The sequence below is a fragment of the Streptomyces sp. ActVer genome, assembly GCF_027270795.1.
Lineage (GTDB): Bacteria > Actinomycetota > Actinomycetes > Streptomycetales > Streptomycetaceae > Streptomyces > Streptomyces umbrinus_A.
On sequence record NZ_JAPWHT010000594.1, the window covers coordinates 1 to 5,260 of the forward strand.

At 72.0% G+C, this 5,260-nt stretch carries 4 protein-coding genes; 1 reads left to right on the forward strand and 3 read right to left on the reverse strand.

What is annotated here, in order from left to right:
* Positions 1-135: 135 nt before the first annotated feature.
* The 3 genes from O3Q52_RS48370 to O3Q52_RS48380 form a co-directional block, all read right to left on the reverse strand.
* Positions 136-858 (reverse strand): ScbR family autoregulator-binding transcription factor, encoded by a 723-nt coding sequence (locus O3Q52_RS48370; RefSeq protein WP_269654817.1) that lies wholly within the window; start codon positions 856-858, stop codon positions 136-138.
* 124 nt (positions 859-982) lie between these two features.
* Positions 983-2,290: a cytochrome P450 gene (locus O3Q52_RS48375; protein ID WP_269654818.1), complete on the reverse strand. Its 1,308-nt coding sequence runs from the start codon at positions 2,288-2,290 to the stop codon at positions 983-985.
* A 51-nt stretch (positions 2,291-2,341) separates the two neighbouring features.
* Complete coding sequence (locus O3Q52_RS48380) at positions 2,342-3,139, reverse strand: ScbR family autoregulator-binding transcription factor (protein WP_269654819.1); 798 nt, start codon at positions 3,137-3,139, stop codon at positions 2,342-2,344.
* Positions 3,140-3,441: 302 nt separating this feature from the next.
* On the opposite strand from O3Q52_RS48380, the gene O3Q52_RS48385 reads away from it, so the two are divergent.
* A partial coding sequence (locus O3Q52_RS48385) for an acyl-CoA dehydrogenase (RefSeq protein WP_269654820.1) occupies positions 3,442-5,260 on the forward strand: 1,819 nt, incomplete at its 3' end.

The following is a 5,260-nucleotide window of genomic DNA, read 5'->3' on the forward strand; positions in this document are numbered from 1 at the left end:
CTAGCCGGCGGGGCACGCGACAACCCCACAGCGCTTCGCGCGATGGGTTGTGGGCAGCTGCGGGTCCGTGGGGGCTGGCCGCGCCCCGCGGCGGAGCCGCAAATGCTGCTGCCCCGCGCCCCTGGAGGGGCGCCGTCACGCCCCCGAGCGGGCCGTGGCGCGGAACGGCGGGGGCACGCCGTCGACCCCCGCCGTTCCCTCCCGCCGCCCAGAGGCCACCAGCCCCTTGAGCGCCGCCTCCGTGGCGAGCCGCGGCAGCAGCAGCGCCCAGAAGCGGGTCAGCATGGACTGCGACAGCCACTGCGCGTTCCGGCTGCCCAGGGCCCCGAAGCCCACGGTGGCCGCGACCACGGCATGGGCCGCGTCCTGCGGAGACACGTCACGGGCCAGTGCGCCCTCGCGGGCCGCCTCGGCCAGTACGCCCTCCACCGACGTCTGCCACCGCCGCCGCAGATCCGCCCCGGCCGCCACCGGCACCGGGCTCTCACTGAGGTCGAACCCGGCCCGCAGGATCACGTCGTGCCGCAGGCCCCGGAGCAGCGCGTGCGTGGTGTCGACCAGCACCTGCAAGGACCCGCCGGAACCGGTGACCCCGGCACCCCCGGTGGTCGCGGCGGCCTCGCTCCTCGCCCGGCCCTCCAGCGTGATGCGCCGGAGCCGCTGGGCCGCCGCCTCCCACACGGCCGAGGCCAGTGCCGCCTTGCTGGCGAAGTGGAAGTGCAGCGCGCCGTTGCTGACCCCGGCCCGCGTGCTGATCGTGGACAGGGACACGACGTCGAAGCCGTCCTTGCTGAAGAGCTCGGCCGCCGACTCGATCAACGCGTTGCGCGTACGTACCGCGCGTTCCTGCTGGGCCATCAGAGCGCTCCGTTGCTGCGGGGGGCGTGCCAGAGAGGCGCCTTCACAATAACAAACCGCACATGCGGTTTCTATGGTCGTGTCATTGCTTTTGCTATTGCTACGGCTCCTGCCACCGCCACGGTCACCGCTCCTGCTCCTGCTCCTGCTCCTGCTCCTGCTGGGCGCGGAGTACGGGCAGCGAGCCGTAGCCGTTGACGATGAAGGACTCCACCGGCTCGATGCCGTCCACCGGAGCCGCCAGGGACAGCCCGGGGAAGCGGTCGAACAGCCCCGCCAGCGCCACGCTCGCCTCGATCCGCGCGAGCGGCGCCCCCAGACACCGGTGCACCCCGAACCCGAAGGCCAGGTCCTCGCGGCGGCCCGGGCGCAGCAGGTCGAAGACGGCGACGTCGTCCCCGTACGCCTCCGGATCCCCGGACGCGGCGGCGAAGGAGACCAGGATCGGGTCACCCTTGCGAATCAGTACACCGTCGGACTCGGTGCCGGGCTCGCCGTCGGCCGGTGCGGGGTTCCCCAGCGCGATGTCGTCCACCGCGAACCGCATCGGGGAGTACGCCGCCGGGCTGTGCACACGCAGCGTCTCGTCCACCACGTCCATCCAGGTGGCCCGGCCGGCGCGGACGTGCGCGAGCTGTTCCGGGTGGGCGAGCAGGGCCCCGACGGCGTTGGTGATGAGCGTGCAGGTCGTCTCCTGGCCTGCGGCGATCATGAGGTAGAGGGTGCCGAGGAGTTCCTCCTCGGTGAGTCCGCCGTCCTCGTGCTGGTCGCGGGCCTCGATCAGCGCGGACGTCAGATCGGCGCCGGGTTCGGCGCGCTTCTCGGCGGCCAGCCGGGCGAGCATCCCGAAGACCTCGATCTGCGCGGCGGCCATCCGCTCGGCGGACACGGCCGTGCCGAACACCAACTCCAGCGCGGCGCACAGGGGTTCGCGGGCCTCCTCCGCCACCCCGAACAGTTCGCAGATGACGCGCATCGGCAGCAGCCTGGCGAAGTCGGCCCGCAGATCGACCTGTTCACCGGCGGGGACGGCGGCCAGGTCGTCCAGCAGCCCGGCCGTGATCTCCTCGATCCGCGGCCGCAGGGCCTCGCTCCGGCGCGTGGTGAAGGCGCCCGCGACCAGCCGCCGCAGCCGGGAGTGGTGATCCCCGTAGGCGAACAGCATGTTCTCGTTGGCGACCCACGGGTACAGCGGCCACTCGGGGCCTATCCGCCCCTCGACGAAGGCGGGCCAGTGCTGCCGGGCGTCCTTCGACACCCTTGGATCCAGCAGGAGTTGCTTGACGTACTTCTGCCGTACGGCCGCCCAGGCGACCACCCCGCCCGGCAGTTCCACCTCGGCCACCGGCCCTCGCGAGCGCAGCTTCTCGGCCTCCGAGGCGAGATCGCGCCCCGTCACGTCCAGCGCGTACGGGCAAGCAGGCATGTCCATCCGTGCACTCCGTTCGGTCGGTCGTCGACGCGCCCCCGACGGGAGGGCGCTTCACTGAGCGGCGGTCACGACCCCCGCGGGTGCCTCAGCACCCGCACCGGCACCCGCCTGCGGGCCGGCCGCGATGTCCGCCTCCGGGCCGTCCTCCAGGTCGCCCTCCGCCTTCGCCTCGGCCTCGGCCGCCTCCGCCTCGCGGAGTTCCATGGCCTCGCGGTGGATCCGCGCCGCCCGCTCCGGTGTGAAGTCCAGCCGGACGAGCACGCCGGGCACCGCGATCGACGGCATCAGGTGCCGGTAGAGGTCGGCCACCCGCTCCGCCAGGTCCGCGCGGCCGGTCATGATCCGCGACAGCACCTGCACTCCGGTGAAGGCGCCGACGAACAGCTTCGCGAGCGAGTCCACATCGGCGTGCGGCAGGACCTCGCCCCTGGCCTTGGCCTCCTGGAAGAGGGCCTGGGTGTGGTCCTGCCAGGCCCGCATCGGCACCCGGCGGTTCAGGTGGTCCTTGGGCGACCCCTGGTCGACGGTCAGCCGCACGCTGCCCTGGACGATCGGATCACCCGTGTCCCGCTTGAGCAGATACGCGAGCAGCAGCGCCTCGTCCAGCGACTGCTGGAGCTTCAGCTCCTGTTCGGGCACGCGCGGCAGGGACTCGACCTGCGCCGCGAGGACCGCCTGGGCGAGCTCCTCCTTGGACGTGAAGTGGAAGTAGAGGGCACCCTTGGTCATGCCCGACTTCTTGAGGACGTCCGAGATGGTCGCCGCCTCGTATCCGACCTCGTCGAACACCTCGGCCGCCGCGACGAGAAGCGCCCGCCGCGTCCGAATGGCCCGCTCTTGCCGCGCCACGAACAACCTCCGTACCATCCCGCACATCGGGAAAAGAGACCATGAGGTCTGTACCGGGCAGCTGCGACCTCGCGGTCCAGAATAAAACCAGCCGAACGGTTTCTCAAGGATTCACCCACATGGAACTCGCAGCCTCCCCGATGAGCTGCGCCGACGTGTCGGCCGCGCCGTGAGCGCCCCCTCGGGCTCCCCCAGTGCGCGCCTCCGCCTCCCCGAGCACCCTTGAAAACAAAACCGGTTGGTACGTATCTTCGGTGCGCAGTGGTTCGTACCTGACCGGTTCCCACACCCAGGGGAGTTCGATGGCCGTGCCCGCACACACCAAGACCCACCCCGTCGCCGACGAGCTGGCCCAGCTGCTCTTCGAGGGCGCCGATCGCGAACGCGTGCACGGGGCGTGGCGTCGGCTCGTCTCCGGCAAGGAGTTCGCGTACCGCCCGGGGCTGCCGCCCGAGGAGCGGACGGCCCTCTCGTACGAGCGGCTGCGGCTCCTCAACGACGCGGCCGGTGATCCGGTGGAGCTGGCGGCCGATCCGTACCGCCTCGCCGGGCTGCACGAGTGGACGGGACCGGTGGACGGCGGGCTGACCACGCTCGCGAGCATCCACTACAACCTGTTCCTCGGCAGCGTCCTCGACCACGACGGCGGCCGGGGCAGGGACCTGTCCGCGTTCACCTCGCTCCGGCGTACAGGAACGTTTCTGTGCACGGAGCTGGAGCACGGAAACGATGTCGCGTCGATGGAGACGGTCGCGGTGTTCGACCGTGCGACGGGCGGCTTCCACCTCACCACCCCCACGCCGGGCGCGCGGAAGTTCATGCCCAACACCAGCCTGACCGGCGGCCCCAAGACGGCGGTGGTCGCCGCCCGCCTCGTCGTCGACGGCGAGGACCAGGGCACCTTCCTCTTCCTGACTCCGCTCAGCGACGAGAACGGCCACCTCCCCGGAGTACGGGTCCGGCCGCTCCCCCAGCGCACCGGCACCCCGGTCGACCACTGCCTCACCTCGTTCGACCGGGTGTGGCTGCCGCGCGAGGCGCTGCTGGAGGCCGAGCACGGGCGGCTCGGCGCCGACGGGACGCTGGCCAGCACCCTCGGCAACAGGCGCAAGCGGCTGCTGCGTTCCATCAACCGCGTCACCATGGGCAAGCTGTGCATGAGCGCCGGCACGCTGGGCATGTCACGGGCCGCGCTGACCATCGCGGTGCGGTACGCCCACAGCCGCTTCCTGGCCGGACCGAAGGCGGGCGAGCGCATTCCGCTGGCCGCCCACCGCAGCCATCACGGCCGGCTGCTGCACGCGCTGGCGACGGCGTACGCGATGACGTTCCTGCACCGCTCGCTGGTGAGCCGTTTCGCCGTGCACGCGGACGAGGACCGGGCCGAGGTGGAGCGCGAGGTGGCCGTGGCCAAGGGCTGGATCACCTGGCAGGCCCGCGCGATCACCACCGAGTGCCGCGAACGCTGCGGCGCCCAGGGCCTGTTCCCCGCCAACGGACTCGCCGATCTCCCCCTCAACATCGAGGGCGGCATCACCGCCGAGGGCGACAACCTGGTGATCTGGGTGAAGGCCGCCTCGGAGATGGTCTTCGGCCACCAGGGCGTCCGTGCGGGCGAGTCCGGCGATCCCGAGGGCCGGGAGCTCACCGAACTCCCCTTCCTGCGCGGCCTGTTGGCCGAGGTCGAGCGCATCTGGCAGGACCGGGCCCGCACGGCCCTGCGCGAGGGCCCGTCGGGCGACCCGGTCGGCCGCTGGAACGCGACCTCGGACGCCGCCCTGGAGATGGTCTCCGCACACGCCCGCCTCCAGGCCGCCGACGCGTTCCTCGCCGCGGCCGCCCGGGCGGAGGAGCCCCGGGCCGGCTTCCTGATGCGGAGCCTGTGCCGGCTGTTCCTGCTGCGCCAACTCGGAGAGCACACGGGGTATCTGCTCGCCGAGGGGCGGCTGACACCGGATCACGTACGGGCCCTGCCGAAGGCCGTCGACACGGTTCTCGGGGAGCTCGCTCCCCATCTCATGACTCTGGTGGACGCCTTCGATCTGCCTGCGGAGGTGCTGTCGGGGATTCCGATAGCGAGTGGGGGGTCTGTGGGCGGGGACGATTGGGAGGAGGCGGAGG